The organism is Gracilimonas sp. B-17 (assembly GCF_056857935.1).
Window position 1 is genome coordinate 441,363 of the sequence record NZ_JBSXOA010000012.1, and the last position, 16,973, is coordinate 458,335.

Genomic DNA, 16,973 nt, shown 5'->3' on the forward strand with positions numbered 1-16,973 from the left:
ATGAAAAGCTTACTGATCTGGCTTTTATCTACACTCATCGGAGCAGCAATAGGATACGGAATTAGCTGGTTGACCGGGATCAATCTTTATCTTTGTACTGGGGTAGGTATCATTATTGGGAATTCAGCCGGAGTAACTGCAAATATTCACCGGGGTAAGGAAACGATTGCTTTTGATTCAGATTTAAACATAAAAGCAAAGGATTCAGATTTAGTGCCAACTGAAAATGAGATCAAAAGTTAGACAGATATAACTAGTCGAAAAACGCCTTGATATTTTTTTCAAAATCAGGTTCTATTATACCCTGCTCCGTTATAAAACCGGTTATATATTTATTGGGAGTAATATCAAAAGCCGGATTATAGGCATTCGTTTTTTTGGGTGTTATGGGAGTGTTTCCAAATTGGGTGACTTCTTCCTCTTCCCGTTCTTCAATTTGGATCTCATCACCGGATGCTGTATCAAGGTCAAAAGTTGATAGCGGTAAGGCAACATAAAAGGGTATGTTGTTTTCTTTTGCTAATACAGCCAGGGAGTAGGTCCCTATTTTATTTGCTGTGTCTCCATTGGTCGCAACTCTGTCTGCACCGACCATAACCATATCAACCTGTCCCGTATTCATTAAAGCTCCCGCAGCTGAGTCCGTGATCAGCTTGAAGGGGATCTCGGTTTTTTTAAGCTCCCAGGAAGTTAGCCTTGCACCTTGTAACAGTGGGCGGGTTTCATCAACCCAAACCTGAATCTCTTTATCAGCCTCATGTGCATGTAATATTACGGAAAAGGCGGTCCCATAAGCTCCTGTAGCTAATGCTCCCGTATTGCAGTGTGTTAAGATACGGGTTCCTTTTTTCACTAGATTTGCCCCATTTTCACCAATTTTTTTACAGGTTCGTTTATCCTCAGCGTGAATGGTTTTGGCCGTCTCCAGAATGATTTCTTTTATCCTATCAAGATCCTCATCCTTATTTGCAAAGATAGTTTGTTTGATCCGGTCCATTGCCCAGGTCAGATTAACAGCTGTTGGACGGGAGGATTCCAGATATTCGATCCATCGGTCCAGTTCAACACTGAAACTATTGAAATTTCTGGAATCAAGATCTCTAACTCCTAAATACAAACCATATGCTGCTGCGATCCCGATGGCAGGCGCTCCGCGGATCTTTAACTTTTTTATGGCTTCCCAAACCTGACCTATAGTATTCACATCTGAATAGATCTCACGTAATGGAAGCTGAGTTTGATCCAGTATTACAAGATGATCTTCTTGCCAGGAAATAGATTCGTATGCAGGTTTCATGAAATAGTGTTGGGTATTTTTTTGTTAAACTCCTGTTAAGAAAGCCAACTTCAGCACCCTTAACAAGTTTAATTTCATGTTGATACAGGTTTAGTAGCCTGCTGCATATCCGTCACCACGTGGATCTACCCCGCTGGAAAATGAACCATCCGGTTCAACGAAGATATTATGCGCACGACCAATTCCGGGCATTGGGAATATGGAGTGCCCTTTTTTCTCGAGCAATTTTTGGGTATCCGGGCTTAAACCATAATCATCAATAAAGAGCATGTCAGGTAGCCATTGATGGTGAAATCGTGGGAATGTCGTTGCCTGTTGGGCTCTCATTCCAAAAAGTGCCCGGTTCAGGAAACTCTGTAATGTAGCAGTGATAATTCGGGGACCACCGGCAGCACCGATCACCATGTCAACGTTACCATTTTTGCTGATAATAGCAGGTGACATGCTACTAAGCATTCGCTTTCCTGGTTCAATGGCATTAGCTTCAGCACCTATCAAACCATAGGCATTAGGTTCACCGGGCTGAGCTGAAAAATCATCCATCTCGTTGTTAAGAAGGAATCCGGCTCCACTAACCGATACATGACTTCCGAAGGAACCATTCAGGGTGGTGGTAACGGCAACGGCATTGCCTTCACTGTCAATAACAGAAAAATGAGTTGTCTCGTCAGATTCGTCATAACCTACTATCTTTCCATGGGAAAGTGAGGAAGACGATGTGACGGTATCCTGAGTGAAACCAGTCATCCTCCTGGTGTTGTATTCTTCACTCATAAGCCATTCCATTGGTATCTCTACAAAATCAGGATCACCTAGGTAGTAAGAACGATCCGCAAACGCTCTGCGCATAGCCTCACTTATCAGATGTACATAATCTGCCGAATTATGCCCCATTTCCTCAAGTGGATAATCATTGATCATTTCCAGGATCTGTGCGATCGCAATACTTCCACTGCTTGGCGGGGGCATGATATGCAGTGTATAGTCCCTGAATTCAACTTCAACAGGCTCTCTCCACTTGCTTTCATAATTATAGAGGTCGCTATAGGTAATTAAACCTTTATAGCGTTCCATCTCATTGACTATAGCATCGGCTACCGGTCCTGCGTAGAATCCTTCACGTCCAAATCTGGCCACTCTTTCAAGTGTATTTGCGAGGTCTTCCTGAACGAAAAGATCGCCTTCTTTAAATAATGTAGAATCTCCTGTGGTAAAGTATTTAGCTGATGCCTGATATTTTCTAAAGGTATCCCGCCGGTTGTTAAGAGCTTCTGCATGAGAAAAGGAAAGAGGATACCCTTCCCGGGCTAACTTGATCGCAGGTTGAAGAACCATGTCGAGTGGCATTTTGCCGTACCTTTCCAATGCTTTTATCATTCCGTCAACGGTTCCGGGGACTCCAACGGCTAAAATACCTTCCCAGCTAAGGGCCGACTTGAATTCACCATTTCTGACGTACATATTGCGGGTAGCTTGTTCCGGGGCTTTTTCCCTGAAATCCAGTGAAGCCGTCTCACCGTTAGCCAAATGGATCACCATAAAACCGCCACCGCCAATGTTGCCTGCCCTGGGTAAAGTTACCGCCAGGGCAAATTGAACCGCTACTGTCGCATCAACTGCATTTCCTCCTTGCTCAAGTATCTCATTTCCTATCTCGGAGGCATATTTATCGGCCGAAACGACCATGCCATTATTATAGGTCTTTGATTCAAATACCTGACCCGAAACGGAAGAGGTTAATAGGATGAGTGCAAATAAAAAGGAGGTAAAGCGTCTGATGTTCATATATAGATGATTTTTTTTATTTGAGGCTAAAATAGCAGATGTATACACCTTTTTCAGAACGAAAGTGTACACATTTTATTAAAAATAAATCAGGCTCGTGGATGAAATTCTTTATGAACCTGGTGAAGAAATGAACGATCTACGTGAGTGTAGATCTCAGTAGTAAGAATTGATGAATGACCTAGCATTTCCTGAACCGCTCTTAGATCAGCTCCACCTTCCAACAAATGAGTGGCAAAAGAATGCCGAAAAATATGAGGATACACATTCTTTTGGATCTCGGCCTTTTCGGCTGCTTTTTGAACGATGTTCCAGATACTCATTCTGGATAGGGCACTACCCCTTACACTAAGGAAAACCTTATTTTTGGCCTTATGAGCCTTTTCAGGATTAAAGAATTGGGGGCGTACATGTTCAGTGTAATGTGAGATGGCATCCTGAGCTATTTCGCCAACTGGTACCAGCCGTTCTTTATTTCCTTTTCCGATCACTCTGATGAACCCGATCTCAAATATCAGCCGATCCTGTTCAAGGCCTGTAAGTTCGCTGACCCGCATACCGGTACCATAAAGTGTTTCCAGGATCGCTTTATCGCGAATACCGGTAGGTTTGGTCAGGTCGGGACTTTGAAGTATGGCATCTATTTCATCACGATCAAGAACTTCAGGTAATTTGGAAGCTTTCTTAGGCAATTCAACCAATTCAGCCGGATTAGCCTTCGTAATGCCTTCAACAACAGCAAATTCATGAAATCCTCTGATACTGGAAATATTACGGGCTAATGAACTTGCAGAAAGTAATTCTTCATCAACCAAAAAATTGAGGAAGTCTTCAATATGACCAAGTGTCACACCGGAGAGATCGTTGATCTTTTTTTCGGTGGTCAGATAAAGAAAATAGCGTTCCAGGTCATTTTTATAGGAAACCACAGAATTCTGGCTCAAACCCTTTTCAAGTTTGACGAACTGCAAATACAGATCGAGTTCCTGATCAAAAGCCAAAACTATTCTTCTTTGGGTTCTTCATTCTGAACCGATTCAGTCGGAGTATCCAAAGAGGCCTTACTTTTTATATCACCTTGTTGTTTATTACTGTCTTCGGGGTATTCTACCCGGCTGTGATAAACGCCTACCAGGATATTCAGGAATGTTTCTTTGATAACCTGTAAATGCCTGAATGTTAAGGGGCAGTGGCTTAACTGACCTTCAGATACCCTGTCATCAACCATACGATTAACAAGGTTCTCCAGCTTACTGTAAGTTGGATTTTTCATGGCTCGGGAGGCAGCCTCAATGCCATCAGCGAGTAGCAGTATTCCGGTTTCCTTGGTTGATGGAAGGGGACCTTCATAACGGAACTGGTCTTCCTGAAGCATACTCTTAAGGCTTTCATCTTCTTTGGCCTTTTCATAAAAATATCTGATCACAGAAGTACCGTGATGTGTTTTTATAAAGTCTATGATGTTGCCAGGAAGGTCATGTTCCTCAGCCATTTTTACACCTTCACTCACATGTGCCTTAATAACCATGGCACTCATCTGTGGTTTTAGCTTGTCATGCTCATTAGAGCCTTTAGTTTGATTTTCGACAAAGTAATCGGGCTTCACCATTTTACCTATATCATGATAAAGAGAACCTACACGACAGAGAAGGGAATTGGCACCGATCGCAGATGCAGCAGCTTCAGCTAAATTGGCAACCTGCAAACTATGATGAAAAGTGCCCGGTGCTTTATTCATGAGATCTTTCAGTAATGGCTGATTTGTATCACCTAACTCAATAAGAGTGAAATCAGTTGTCACCCCAAATATCTTTTCAAAGATGAGAATGATGGGGTAGGTAAACAAAATGAAAACAGAACTGATGGCGATATACATCAGATCTGACAGGAACATGTCCCATCCGCTTAATGCAGCAATATTGAATGATCCAATAACGATAACGTATGTAACGAAAACGATACCCGGTGTTGTAAAGAAAAACTGAGATCGATCCTTTATATCACGAACGGAAAATACACCTAAGCTACAGGCTGTAAAAGTTGCAACGATATATTCAAAGCTGTTGCCATTTATCAGTCCTAATAAACTCGCCAGCATGATAGAGGAAACTAATCCAACTCTGGAGTCAAAGATGATCGTAAGCACAATGGGTGCAATGGCTACAGGTATGATATATGGGTCGGCTATATCCAGATAGTTAATTAGGCCGGCTGCAAATGATACGAGACCAAGAGTCAGGAATACCAAAAAGAACAGAGCGTTATTTGAGGTAATGTTCCGGCGGTATAGATAGATGTACATAAAAAAGACGAGTGTCACTGCAATAATAATGACCAACTGGCCTGCAAAGCGAACCCACTTTTCAATATTAGTGGCATTCTCAGATCTGGCTTCAGCGAGGCTTCTCAGGATATTGGCTCGTTCCGTATTTACAAGATCGCCACGACGAATTATAACCTGCCCCTGGGTAACGGCACCTTTGGTTTCTGATATTTCTGACAGGGCTTCTTGTAGTCGTGCCTGAGTATCTTCCTGACTAAATTTAAGGTTAGGGCGGATCACTTTATTATATATCTCCATAGCCAGCCGTGCCTGATCTTCACTGAACATACGGTTTAACCTGAACTGAACGAATTCATTGGCTTCTCTCAGGTCTCTTATCCGTGCAAGGTCTATGGATTGTTCCGTACTTTCGATAGGGTCTCTTATGGTGATCTTACCGGTGTTGAGAGTACTTTTATTGCGGTCAATGATACCCTGGTCGATCAATTGATCGATCAATAACTCAAGTTGTTGTTTTACGGATACGCCAATAAACTGTGACGGGGGCAGATCAGAAGACTGAATTTCATGATAACTTTCCAATAAGACCTGCCATGAATCACCGGTGAGGTCAAGGTTTGATTCTGCAAGGGTCTCTGAAAAATCAGAGCTATCAGCATCAGCCGCAGTAGGTGTAGATTCTTTTGATACCTGCCATTCGTGATAAGCATCCAGAACTGGTTGCATTTGGCGGTAAACGGAATCCAGTCTGCTTTGAATTGATATCGGTGTGTTTGAGTCGACCCGGAAAATGGGTGCTGTACTTTCTCTGATCTCAGCCCGTTCTTGCTCAAGCTCTGATTCCGTCTTTTGAATTGAAAAGGTAAAGGGAGCTGTCAGGTCTGCATTTCTCCAGGGCTGATTCACCGTGTAGTTAAGCCCGGAGTTAACGGGATTTTTTGGTAGCGAAAAGGCACTCAAAATAATAAAAAACAGGACGATGAGTGCCCTTAAATAAGGGTTTCTCTTCAGGGAGTACTTTTCCTGTTCTTTCTTCTTCTTCTCACCAATAAGAGGAGCCAGTTCCTTTCGTTTCTGGCTTAAACCAAGTTTTTCAAGTAAGCTCATTAAGCAGCTTGTTTTATAATTCAATCAAAGGTTAACAACCAAAGTCTAATTTACAAATCTTTTTGCAGTAAACAGTTATCAGTGTTAGGTAATCAGTATCGGTACTATTTATAAATAGCATTTGATAGTTGAGTAAAATACCGGCATGTTTGCTAACTGCTAACTGCTAACTGCTAACTGCTAACTGCTAACTGCTAACTGAATTCATAAAACATGTCGTTTAGGACAAAAAAAAGTCTGGGCCAACACTTCCTCACTGACAATAATGTCATATTCAAGATCTTAAAATCGGTGGATGCTGAGGATGGTGATCGGGTCATTGAGATCGGCCCCGGAACGGGGGCACTTACCAAGTGGATGGCAAAAAGCATTTCAGATCTGCATGTCATTGAACTTGATAAAAGGGCGGTTGAGGTACTTCAGAAAGAAATTGATGACATAACGATTCATCAGCAGGATGTGCTAAAAGTGAACTGGAACGAGATCGTAGATGCGAATAAGAAAAACGTAGTAGTAGGTAATTTACCTTATTATATAACTTCCCCAATATTATTTGATCTGCTTGAGAACAGAAAACATTTTTCTGAGGCTGTACTGATGATGCAAAAAGAGGTGGCTGAACGCCTGGTTGCAGAACCATCATCAAAAGAATATGGGATCATGAGTGTTCAGACTCAGTTATTCTGTACGCCTGAGATATTATTCGATGTAGCCCCGGAATCTTTCAGCCCGCCCCCCAGGGTCAACAGTTCTGTGATCAAATTGAAATTTGATAAACCGGACCTCCCATTTTCTGATGATACATTGAAATCTGTTGTAAGAACAGCATTCAATCAGCGAAGAAAAAAACTCAGCAATTCACTGAAACCTATTTTGGGAGATAACCTGCCGGATGGTTTTAATTATGACGACCGGGCAGATCATTGGTCACCTGAAACCTATGCAAAGTTGTCAGAGCATTTGGAACAGACTGACAGGCTTTCCTGACTCCTTTCACTTTATACTTCGAAAAAAGTCAATTCAGCCTCATTAGGCATCTATTCAGTTCATCGATTTGGTTTGGTACGGAAGTTGCAATAAGTATTGCGAAACAAACAAAGGGCGTAGCCCAAAAAATTTAAACCAAAACCAAAACTAACAGGAGTCATAAAAATGGCTAAGATTCAACCTTTAGGCGACCGCGTGTTGGTACAGGCTGAGCCTGCTGAAGAAAAAACCAGCTCCGGAATTATCATTCCAGATACGGCTAAAGAAAAACCGCAACAAGGTACAGTGATAGCGGTTGGTGCCGGTAAAGTAGAAAACGGCAATAAGATCGAGATGAGCGTGAAAAAAGGAGATAAAGTTCTCTATGGAAAATATGCAGGTACTGAAGTTACTCTCGATGGAGAGGAATACCTGATCATGCGCGAATCTGACATCATGGGTATTGTATCATAAACCCAGCTTTTCTAAGAAATTAAATCATAAACAAAAAAATATAGATAATTATGTCTGCTAAGTTAGTTCATTATGACGTCGAAGCGCGCGATGCCCTCAAGAAAGGGGTCGATAAGCTGGCCAATGCGGTAAAAGTTACCTTAGGCCCACGTGGACGCAATGTTGTTATTGAAAAATCATTCGGTTCACCTACTGTAACTAAAGATGGTGTAACGGTAGCAAAAGAAATTGAACTGTCTGATAAGCTCCAGAATATGGGTGCCCAGATGGTGAAAGAAGTTGCTTCCAAAACAAGCGATAACGCCGGTGATGGTACTACCACTGCTACTGTACTTGCACAGGCCATTCTAAGCGAAGGGCTTAAGAATGTGACTGCGGGTGCCAATCCAATGGACCTGAAATCAGGTATTGAAAAGGCTGTCAATGCGATCATTGATGAGTTGAAATCAATGAGCCGAGATATAGACGATCGTAAAGAGATCGCACAGATCGGTACCATTTCAGCAAATAATGATGAAACCATTGGTAACCTGATCGCGGATGCGATGGAAAAAGTTGGAAAAGACGGTGTGATCACTGTTGAAGAAGCTAAAGGAACTGAGACTTACCTTGAAACTGTGGAAGGTATGCAGTTCGACCGTGGTTACCTTTCTCCTTACTTCGTAACCGATTCTGAGAAGATGGTTACAGAAATGGAAGATCCTTATATCCTGATCTTCGATAAAAAGATCTCAAATATGAAGGACCTGCTTCCAATTCTTGAGAAAGTGGTTCAAAGCGGAAACCCTCTACTGATCATCGCTGAAGATATTGAAGGCGAAGCGCTTGCTACATTGGTTGTTAACAAACTACGTGGTTCACTGAAGATCGCTGCCGTTAAAGCTCCTGGCTTTGGCGACAGAAGAAAAGCCATGTTGGAAGACATCGGAATTTTGACCGGTGGTACTGTGATCTCTGAAGAGCGTGGATACAAGCTTGAAAATGCTACTCTTGATTTCTTGGGTCGTGCTTCCCGCGTAACTATCGACAAAGACAACACAACTATTGTTGATGGTAACGGTGAAGACAAAGATATCCAAGCTCGGGTAAATCAGATCAAATCTCAGATCGAGAATACTACTTCTGATTACGATCGTGAGAAGCTTCAGGAACGCCTTGCCAAATTAAGTGGCGGTGTAGCAGTTCTTTACATTGGTGCTGCTTCTGAAGTTGAAATGAAAGAAAAGAAAGCCCGCGTTGAAGATGCACTGCATGCAACACGTGCTGCCGTTGAAGAAGGTATTGTTCCCGGTGGTGGAGTTGCCCTGCTTCGTTCATCAGCAGCCCTTGACAAGGTCAAAGGTTTAAATGATGATGAGAATGTAGGTGTCCAGATCATACGCAAAGCAATTCAGGCTCCACTTCGCACTATTGCTAACAACGCAGGTGTTGAAGGAGCCATTGTGGTACAGAAAGTACTTGAAGGTAAAGGTGCTTTTGGATACAACGCACGTACTGAAGTGTATGAAGACCTAATTAAAGCCGGTGTTATCGATCCTACCAAAGTAACCAGAACAGCCCTGCAAAACGCTGCTTCTGTTTCCGGATTGATGTTAACCACTGAAGCTGTCATCTCTGACAAGCCAAGCAAAGGCGGAGACGATGATGACAACGGTGGCGGAATGCCAGGCGGAATGGGCGGCGGAATGCCAGGAATGGGAGGCATGGGCGGAATGATGTAATTCATCCCTCATAAATCTCAGACAAGATTTAAACCCCGCACATTAAATTGTGTGGGGTTTTTGTTTTTATGAGATAGGTGCGAACCCCTCCCGCTTGGGACAATATGTTTGTAAAAGAGGACTTGGCCTTGGGGTTATCGCTCCATCGGAGCGTTATGTTTTGGGATTCGACTTCATAGCTTGAAATAGAAATATACAGCACCTTATGCTAGGGGACTTTTGTGGGATTAGATATCTTATAAAGATATTGCTCCTACGGGCAGATCTGGTTCTGAAATAATACCTTTTAAACTACACCTGAATTTTACTATAATTCACAGACCCTCAAACAATTTCACACTCTATTTTTATGAGACCATTTGCACGAAATATAATTGCACTTATAACCGGTCTTGTTTTTGGTGGTTTAGTGAATATGGGAATCATTATGATAAGCGGTTCCATCATTCCGCCACCTGAAGGTGTGGATAATACCACAATGGAAGGATTGAAAGAATCAATGCACCTTTTTCAGCCAAGGCACTTTATCATGCCATTTTTAGCACACGCATTGGGAACCCTGGTGGGGGCTCTGCTTACAGCCCTTATCGTAACTAAAGATAAAATGAAGTGGGCACTTCCGGTAGGAGTGTTCTTTTTGTTAGGAGGCGTTGCAAATGTTGTGATGTTACCTTCACCGGCCTGGTTCAATGTGCTGGACCTTATAGTCGCATATTTGCCAATGGCTTATCTTGGTGCCACTTTAGCCGTTAAATTTCAAAATAAAAGTGTATGAAGATCAAAGGAGAATTCGAGGTTAAATTGAATCCTATTGAAGGTTATGCGAAAGGAGCTGGTGGCATTAACATGCAAAGAATGTCGCTCGATAAAACATTTCACGGGACTCTGGATGCCAGCAGCAAAGGAGAGATGCTAAGTGCCCGCACACCGGTAGATGGTTCTGCCGGCTATGTAGCCATTGAACAGGTAACAGGAGAACTGGCCGGGAAAAAGGGGAGTTTTGTGTTGCAGCACTTTGGTATAATGGATAAGGGTAAAGACCGACTGATATTGGAAGTGATCCCTGATTCGGGAACGGATGAACTGGAAGGATTAAGTGGTCAGATGAAGATCGATATCAGGGATGGGAAGCACTTTTATGAATTTGATTTTGAACTGAATTAGTTCATCTCAAAATATAATACTTATTATTAGTTTTACGATCTTAGAGGCGCTCCGGTCTGATCAGTATTGCTTCAGGGAATGTGGCACCCCAGCCTCTCACAGTCTTCTTTCCGGTGATAACAAAATCAGTTTTGATTTCAACTGAGTTACTGTCATCTGTGAATAACCCAGAGAAGTTTGATCTATCTCCCGGTATTCCATAGGTTGTATCTTCAGTTTCAAATAATAGGCCAACACCATCCACAGCAGGTTGCCCGCCCCAAATGAAGGTACCGGTGTAATCCTCATATACATCAAGGTTCGCATCGCCGGGGCTCGTACATGCACCTGTAAAGAAGATGATCGACAGTGTCAGTATCAGCTTAGCTTTGCTTTTCATGATGTTGGCTTATTGATTTTTAAACGGTTAAGGCATCCTCAACCAATCTGTTTTGTTCGGCTTCATGTATTTTCTTTTGTCCGGCAGCAGGAGAAGCAGAAGCCTGACGTCCTACATAACGCATTTTTTGACCATCCTGCAACAGCTCCATGAATCGTGGGGCAACAAAGGTCCAGGCTCCCATATTCTTAGGTTCTTCCTGGCACCAAACAATATCCTTGATAGATGTGAAGTCTTTTAGCTGTTCCTCGATCTCATCATCAGCAAACGGATAAAATTGTTCAAGCCTTGCTATGGCAACGTTATTGATTTCATTTTCTTGTCTGTATTTCAATAGGTCATAATAAACCTTGCCGGAACAGATCACCAACCGTTTGAGATCCTTTGGATCCGTAAAGTCTTTATCAATGATGAACGGTTGAAATTTGCCATCAGCGAGTTCATCCCGGCTTGAGGTAGCCATAGGATGTCTAAGCAAACTTTTTGGCGTCATCAAAATGGCCGGGCGTTTAACTTCAGACAGGGCCTGCCGGCGCAACATATGATAATACTGTGCCGGAGTGGTCAGGTTCATTACCTGCATATTATCTTCCGCACAAAGTTGTAAATATCTTTCCAGTCTGGCTGAAGAGTGCTCAGGTCCCTGTCCTTCATAACCGTGTGGAAGATTCATAACCAGGTTAGATCGTTGGCCCCATTTCGCTTCACTGGAGCTTACAAACTGATCGATGATCACTTGGGCGCCGTTAGCAAAATCACCGAACTGTGCTTCCCAGATCACCAATGCATCCAGTTTTTCAGCACTGTAACCGAATTCATACCCCAAAGCGGCGAACTCGCTAAGTAAACTGTTGTAGACATGGAACTTTGCCTGATCTTCGGAAAGGTTATTAAGTGGTACAAATTTCTGACTTGTTTCAGTGCCATGTAACACAGAGTGCCTATGAGAGAAAGTGCCTCGTTCCACATCCTGACCGGTCAAGCGAATAGTGGTACCAGTCTTAAGCAGTGATCCAAATGCCAGTAACTCAGCAAAACCCCAATCAATTTTCTTTTCATTATTGTTTACGATCTCAGCACGTTTTGCCAGCTGCTTAAGCAGTTTAGGGTTGGCATCGAAATCTTTTGGTACGGTATTTAGTTTAACTGCAATTTCCTTGAGCTCGTCTGCCGAATAGGTAGTGTCAGGATATGCCTTCCACTTATCCTGTGGGGTTTCTGTACGATCGATCAGATTGTCTGTTACTTCAAGGTTTGGAGCTTTTTTAGCGTCTTCAAATGCTTCCTGAAGCAACTGATCGAATTCATCAAAGATCTGCTGGGTTTCTTCTTTGGTCAATTCGCCATTTTTAACTAAATGCTCGGTATATACATCACGCACAGGAGAATGGTCGTTGATCTCTTTGTACATACCCGGCTGTGTAAATGCAGGTTCATCGCCTTCGTTGTGACCGTGTTTACGGTAACCGATCAGGTCAATGACGACATCTTTTCCGAATTTTTGACGGTAATCAAGTGCCATTTGAATAGCGTGAACAGCAGCTTCCGGTGTATCCCCGTTTACATGGAAGATAGGTGCAAGAACTGTTTTGGCGATATCCGAAGCATATTCTGTGGAGCGACCATCCTTAGGCAGGGTGGTAAAACCGATCTGATTATTTATAATAATATGAACAGTTCCACCTGTTTTATAGCCTTCCAACTGCGACATATTCAGGGTTTCTGTAACCACACCCTGCCCTGCAAAAGCAGCATCACCATGCATGAGTACAGGTACAACACGCTTTTGTGGGTCCTCTTTGTCATGATGGTCCTGCATGGCACGAACAGCACCTTCAACAACCGGATTAACGGCTTCAAGGTGTGATGGGTTTGGCATCAGCTGAAGTTCGATCTCTGAACCATTGGCCGTTTTGTGAATACCTTTGGCACCCAGGTGGTATTTAACATCACCGGACCCCTGAATTGAATCTGGGTCAATGTTGCCTTCAAACTCAGCAAATACTTTGTGGTATGGCTTGTTCATGATATTTACCAGCATGTTCAAGCGCCCTCGGTGAGCCATGCCCATGAAGAATTTCTCAATTCCGTGTTCACCAGCTTTTTCAAGCAAAAAGTGTATCATCGGAATAAAAGTATCAGCTCCTTCTAGTGAAAAACGCTTGTGACCGATATATTTCTTATGCAGAAACTCCTCAAAGGCCATAGCCTGATTGAGTTTATGTAATATCTCTCGCTTATCATCTTTTGTAAGCTGTGCGTTGTTACCGGTAGACTCCATGGCCTCACGCAACCACTTTCGCTCTTCCAGGTCAAGAATATGCATGTATTCGACACCAATATTTCCACAATAGGTATCGCGGAGCAGATTCAGTATCTCACGAAGGGTAGCACGTTCTTTTCCTCCCAGACCGCCACAGTAGAATTCACGGTCGAGATCCCAAAGGGATAAACCGTAGTACTCTAGGTCAAGTTCAGGATTCTTACCGGGCTCTTTACCAAGTGGATCCAGATCTGCAAGCACGTGCCCACGCATACGATACATATTGATAAGGCGGTATACACCAACCACGCGTTGATCATGCTCAAGTGTATTCTGCCCTTGAGCAAATGGGCCGCTGTAGTTGTCTTCACCATATGGAAGAGGCTCGTAAGGGATATCCAGGTCAGAAAAGATCTGATCGTAAAAGTCTTCCTGCCCACTTAACAGATCGTCGATCTTCTTCAGGAACATACCTGATTCAGCTCCCTGTATGATGCGGTGATCGTAAGTGGAAGTAACGGTCATCACTTTACTGACACCCAGCTGATTCAGGATCTCCTTAGACATCGCCCGATATTCAGCTGGATAATCAATAGCTCCGGTGGCAATGATGGCTCCCTGAGTTTTCATCAATCGTGGTACGGATGAAACAGTGCCAATAGTTCCCGGGTTGGTAATACTGATGGTCGTTCCCTGGAAATCCTCGATCTGAAGATTACCATTTCGGGCTTTTTCAATTAGCTCAGCATAAGCATGCAGAAACTCCTTGAAATTCATCTTATCCACACCCTTGATGTTAGGTACTACAAGGTTACGGGAACCGTCTTTGCTTTTAAGGTCAACCGCCACACCAAGATTCACAGAATCAGGGATAACCCGATAGTGATTATCATCCATGAACAAGTATGAGCTATTCAGATTCGGGAATTCTTTAAGTGCGCGTATGATGGCCCATGCAATAAAGTGAGTAAATGAGGCTTTCGGTTCATTACGCTGTAATAAATGCCTGTTGATGATCGCACGATCTTCAACCATCATCTTTACCGGAAGAGTGCGAAGTGAAGTAGCTGTGGGTACCTCAAGTGACTCATCCATATTCTCAACGATCTTGGTTGCAACACCTTTGATCTTTTCAAGTTGAGCGTTTTTTGGGGCCTTGGTTTCTTTCTTTTGATCCTGCTTTTGAGAAGGTTCTTTTTTTTGCTGGACCGGTGAGGGCTGAGCCTGAGCAGGAGTTGGCTGAAGATCTTCCGGTTCAGTCTCATCAACCGGTTTGCCTTCCAACTCATCAAAATAACGTTTCCAGTGTGCAGGAACCGAGGATGGGTCGTTTTGGTATTGGTCGTATAATTCTTCTACAAGTGCGGAATTAGGGCCGAAGACGGCTTCAAGTGATTTCAATGGTCTATTTAACCTCGTGCGGTATTTTGACAGCGATTTGTTGTGCTAATGAAAATTCCTTTAAAATGGTTCAAAAACAACCGTTTTTGTGATGAATTCAATAGCCTCAAAATTAAGGATTACAATTTTAAAAAACGATAATTTCTGTAATACTCTTAATTGATTTTAAAGAATTATTTGAAAGAAATATTTTTCGGGCAAGTAGCTTTAATGAAACGCTTTAGCTAAATTTTTTAAAGAAAAAGTCAGATCACTCTTAGCCTATAGAGAAACTGATTTATCATAGTGAAATAATTTGGGTGAGTTAGAAAAACGCTATTAGTATTTGGATATATCGGGATTGAAGCTATTTACTGGCTGAAACTGAAATATTGATTTAGCGTAAAAGAGCGTTCCGTTATTTAATATTAACATTTAAACTCATGAGTAAAATAAAAATAAGTGCGCTGCTTATCTTAGCGCTGTTGATGGTTTCGCAATTGGGGTTAGCGCAAACCAAAACATTAAAAGTAAAGCATCCCATGCTTTCAGATCAAAATGACAATGTATGGGGTAAATTGAACAGAGTAACTTTTAAACCAAAACTCCAGAAAACCAATCAACCAGCTATATTAAATGAAACTGAGATATACAGTTGGTCAGGAGAAGGCTGGATGTCTAGTGGGAAAGTAAATTATCAGTATCAAGACGATTTACTCATAAGAGTACTGGGTTCAGTATATGATGGGCAGAACTATACTTTAAGTGAGCGTACATCTTACAGTTACTTAGATGGTTATTTGTCTCAAGAGATCTACGAAGAATTCAGTATGGTGACGAATCAATTGGAAAATGTTGAGCGTATCGGTTATGGTTACGAAGAAATGACAGCAGGAAAAGCCCTTACCGGAATTCTATATGCTGAATGGATAAACGGTTGGGTGGTATATGGCAAGGATGAATTCACCTATACAAATGATGTGATATCCGGTGGGACATACTTTATTACAGATAATTTCAATTTCATTGAGGATGAAAAATTTACTGTAACCCATCTAAATGATACAACTATGATCACTTATTCCCAGAAAGTTGGTGATGAATGGGAGTTTACGACTCGAGAAATTTATCCAGGTTATTCACCTCAGGAATTATTCAATTTCTATTTAAATCTGGATCTTTCTTTCAACGACCTGATCTTTTCATATACCTTATTAAGCCTGCAACTACCGGATGTTACTATTCAGGAATATTTTGAAGGAAGCTGGGAAAATACTGAAAGGATAATTAGTGAGAAATTTTATGATTTAGGAAATGATTTTCTGACCAAGCTTTACAAGAATTTTGATTTATGGACCGGTGTGGAATGGATGACTGAGCAAAGGATTGAAGGTCACTTTGGAACCGATGCAGTTATTGATTCTTCATTTGTTAAATATAATTTTGAACCGCCCACTCTTCAGACCTTTATGAGAGAAACCTTTCTTTATGACAGCTTCGGATACTTAGTAGTTATTATCAGTGAGGTTGATAGCGGAGCAGGGCTGGAAGAATATATGAAAACCGAGTTCAGGTGGATAGAAGGTGTTCCAACCAGTAATGAGGATGTTCACGGAATATCAAAGTATTTTAAATTAGCACCGGCTTATCCAAATCCTTTTAACCCAGGTACAAATATTCAGTATACCCTGGAAAGATCCGGAGAAGTTTCAATCCGTGTATATGATATGTTAGGAAAAGAAGTCGCTACACTAATGGATGGCCCTCAATTAGCAGGGTCTCATACTCTTAGGTTTGAAGCACGAAACTTATCAAGTGGAATTTACTTCGTAAGGATGGTTTCGGGTGAGTTTATTGAGACCAGAAGTATGACTTTGGTTAAATGAAATAGAGTTTTGTGAACCTTTAAAAAAAGCCTCTGATAGAGGCTTTTTTTGTGTTTAGACTTTGAGTTAATCTTTGAATGTCTATAAAAACCCTACATAATTACACGTCTTGTTGTAACCTGTATTCATCTAGTTGAATATCGTTTTATAACGTTGGAAACCGCATCCTAAATCCTTACAATTCAATGTACTTGTGATCACTGTATAACAGGATAGAAGGGAGAATTTTAGGGTGATGAATTTTGATCATCAGTTAAATGAATTATT

At 42.0% G+C, this 16,973-nt stretch carries 13 protein-coding genes; 7 read left to right on the top strand and 6 right to left on the bottom strand.

What is annotated here, in order from left to right; genetic code table 11:
- On the top strand, positions 1-243 hold the full coding sequence (locus AC13FX_RS10495) for a hypothetical protein (RefSeq protein WP_482880538.1): 243 nt from the start codon (positions 1-3) through the stop codon (positions 241-243).
- A 10-nt stretch (positions 244-253) separates the two neighbouring features.
- On the opposite strand, the gene mtnA is transcribed toward AC13FX_RS10495, so the two are convergent.
- The 4 genes from mtnA to AC13FX_RS10515 all read right to left on the bottom strand — a co-directional run bounded on the left by mtnA (position 254) and on the right by AC13FX_RS10515 (position 6,473).
- Positions 254-1,297: an S-methyl-5-thioribose-1-phosphate isomerase gene (gene mtnA / locus AC13FX_RS10500; protein ID WP_482880539.1), complete on the bottom strand. Its 1,044-nt coding sequence runs from the start codon at positions 1,295-1,297 to the stop codon at positions 254-256.
- A 90-nt stretch (positions 1,298-1,387) separates the two neighbouring features.
- The gene (gene ggt / locus AC13FX_RS10505; RefSeq protein ID WP_482880540.1) at positions 1,388-3,082 is read right to left on the bottom strand and encodes a gamma-glutamyltransferase; all 1,695 of its coding nucleotides are present in this window, start codon (positions 3,080-3,082) and stop codon (positions 1,388-1,390) included.
- An 89-nt stretch (positions 3,083-3,171) separates the two neighbouring features.
- Positions 3,172-4,083 carry a site-specific tyrosine recombinase XerD gene (gene xerD, locus AC13FX_RS10510; protein ID WP_482880541.1) on the bottom strand — a complete coding sequence of 304 codons (912 nt, stop codon included), beginning with the start codon at positions 4,081-4,083 and terminating at the stop codon, positions 3,172-3,174.
- Positions 4,084-4,085: 2 nt separating this feature from the next.
- Positions 4,086-6,473 (bottom strand): HD family phosphohydrolase, encoded by a 2,388-nt coding sequence (locus tag AC13FX_RS10515; protein ID WP_482880542.1) that lies wholly within the window; start codon positions 6,471-6,473, stop codon positions 4,086-4,088.
- Between the two features lie 213 nt (positions 6,474-6,686).
- On the opposite strand from AC13FX_RS10515, the gene rsmA reads away from it, so the two are divergent.
- From rsmA to AC13FX_RS10540, 5 genes are all read left to right on the top strand, one after another.
- Positions 6,687-7,460 (top strand): 16S rRNA (adenine(1518)-N(6)/adenine(1519)-N(6))-dimethyltransferase RsmA, encoded by a 774-nt coding sequence (gene rsmA, locus AC13FX_RS10520; protein ID WP_482880544.1) that lies wholly within the window; start codon positions 6,687-6,689, stop codon positions 7,458-7,460.
- A gap of 165 nt (positions 7,461-7,625) precedes the next feature.
- A complete protein-coding gene (gene groES / locus AC13FX_RS10525; protein WP_367731425.1) occupies positions 7,626-7,913 on the top strand; it encodes a co-chaperone GroES in 288 nt (95 codons plus the stop codon).
- Between the two features lie 50 nt (positions 7,914-7,963).
- Positions 7,964-9,634 (top strand): chaperonin GroEL, encoded by a 1,671-nt coding sequence (groL, locus tag AC13FX_RS10530; RefSeq protein ID WP_482880546.1) that lies wholly within the window; start codon positions 7,964-7,966, stop codon positions 9,632-9,634.
- Between the two features lie 349 nt (positions 9,635-9,983).
- Positions 9,984-10,409 (top strand): hypothetical protein, encoded by a 426-nt coding sequence (locus AC13FX_RS10535; protein ID WP_482880548.1) that lies wholly within the window; start codon positions 9,984-9,986, stop codon positions 10,407-10,409.
- Positions 10,406-10,798, top strand: a complete 393-nt coding sequence (locus tag AC13FX_RS10540; RefSeq protein WP_482880550.1) for a DUF3224 domain-containing protein — start codon at positions 10,406-10,408, stop codon at positions 10,796-10,798. The genes AC13FX_RS10535 and AC13FX_RS10540 overlap by 4 nt, the downstream gene beginning before the upstream one ends.
- 40 nt (positions 10,799-10,838) lie before the next feature.
- Here AC13FX_RS10540 and AC13FX_RS10545 read toward each other — a convergent pair whose 3' ends face one another.
- Both AC13FX_RS10545 and AC13FX_RS10550 read right to left on the bottom strand, forming a co-directional pair.
- Entirely contained in the window at positions 10,839-11,177 is a 339-nt protein-coding gene (locus tag AC13FX_RS10545; protein ID WP_482880551.1) for a hypothetical protein, read from the bottom strand.
- A gap of 19 nt (positions 11,178-11,196) precedes the next feature.
- Positions 11,197-14,841: a multifunctional oxoglutarate decarboxylase/oxoglutarate dehydrogenase thiamine pyrophosphate-binding subunit/dihydrolipoyllysine-residue succinyltransferase subunit gene (locus AC13FX_RS10550; protein WP_482880552.1), complete on the bottom strand. Its 3,645-nt coding sequence runs from the start codon at positions 14,839-14,841 to the stop codon at positions 11,197-11,199.
- Between the two features lie 422 nt (positions 14,842-15,263).
- On the opposite strand from AC13FX_RS10550, the gene AC13FX_RS10555 reads away from it, so the two are divergent.
- Positions 15,264-16,706 (top strand): T9SS type A sorting domain-containing protein, encoded by a 1,443-nt coding sequence (locus AC13FX_RS10555; RefSeq protein WP_482880554.1) that lies wholly within the window; start codon positions 15,264-15,266, stop codon positions 16,704-16,706.
- Positions 16,707-16,973 lie beyond the last annotated feature (267 nt).

What these genes read in the sequence shown, in the direction of transcription:
- rsmA (WP_482880544.1), top strand. Translation starts at nt 6,687, where the DNA reads ATGTCGTTTAGGACAAAAAAAAGTCTGGGCCAACACTTCCTCACTGAC.
- AC13FX_RS10515 (WP_482880542.1), bottom strand. Translation starts at nt 6,473, where the DNA reads ATGAGCTTACTTGAAAAACTTGGTTTAAGCCAGAAACGAAAGGAACTG.
- AC13FX_RS10535 (WP_482880548.1), top strand. Translation starts at nt 9,984, where the DNA reads ATGAGACCATTTGCACGAAATATAATTGCACTTATAACCGGTCTTGTT.
- ggt (WP_482880540.1), bottom strand. Translation starts at nt 3,082, where the DNA reads ATGAACATCAGACGCTTTACCTCCTTTTTATTTGCACTCATCCTATTA.
- groL (WP_482880546.1), top strand. Translation starts at nt 7,964, where the DNA reads ATGTCTGCTAAGTTAGTTCATTATGACGTCGAAGCGCGCGATGCCCTC.
- mtnA (WP_482880539.1), bottom strand. Translation starts at nt 1,297, where the DNA reads ATGAAACCTGCATACGAATCTATTTCCTGGCAAGAAGATCATCTTGTA.
- AC13FX_RS10555 (WP_482880554.1), top strand. Translation starts at nt 15,264, where the DNA reads ATGAGTAAAATAAAAATAAGTGCGCTGCTTATCTTAGCGCTGTTGATG.
- AC13FX_RS10540 (WP_482880550.1), top strand. Translation starts at nt 10,406, where the DNA reads ATGAAGATCAAAGGAGAATTCGAGGTTAAATTGAATCCTATTGAAGGT.
- AC13FX_RS10545 (WP_482880551.1), bottom strand. Translation starts at nt 11,177, where the DNA reads ATGAAAAGCAAAGCTAAGCTGATACTGACACTGTCGATCATCTTCTTT.
- groES (WP_367731425.1), top strand. Translation starts at nt 7,626, where the DNA reads ATGGCTAAGATTCAACCTTTAGGCGACCGCGTGTTGGTACAGGCTGAG.
- AC13FX_RS10495 (WP_482880538.1), top strand. Translation starts at nt 1, where the DNA reads ATGAAAAGCTTACTGATCTGGCTTTTATCTACACTCATCGGAGCAGCA.